The 401-nt window shown below is 55.1% G+C and carries 1 rRNA gene; it reads left to right on the top strand.

The features are described from left to right. Nucleotides 1-401: ribosomal RNA gene (locus IQR33_RS12215) — 16S ribosomal RNA — on the top strand; the annotation flags it as partial.

Genomic DNA, 401 nt, shown 5'->3' with positions numbered 1-401 from the left:
GGGAACTCCAGGGAGACTGCCGGTGATAAACCGGAGGAAGGTGGGGACGACGTCAAGTCATCATGGCCCTTACGAGTAGGGCTACACACGTGCTACAATGGCGCATACAGAGGGCGGCCAACTTGCGAAAGTGAGCGAATCCCAAAAAGTGCGTCGTAGTCCGGATTGGAGTCTGCAACTCGACTCCATGAAGTCGGAATCGCTAGTAATCGTGGATCAGAATGCCACGGTGAATACGTTCCCGGGCCTTGTACACACCGCCCGTCACACCATGGGAGTGGGCTGCAAAAGAAGTAGGTAGTTTAACCTTCGGGGGGACGCTTACCACTTTGTGGTTCATGACTGGGGTGAAGTCGTAACAAGGTAGCGCTAGGGGAACCTGGCGCTGGATCACCTCCTTA

This window comes from Vibrio sp. OPT46, assembly GCF_015163535.1.
In the GTDB taxonomy this organism is placed as follows: Bacteria; Pseudomonadota; Gammaproteobacteria; order Enterobacterales; family Vibrionaceae; genus Vibrio; species Vibrio alginolyticus.
Note: the sequence above shows the minus strand (reverse complement) of the source record. Positions and strands in the feature narration are given on the sequence as shown.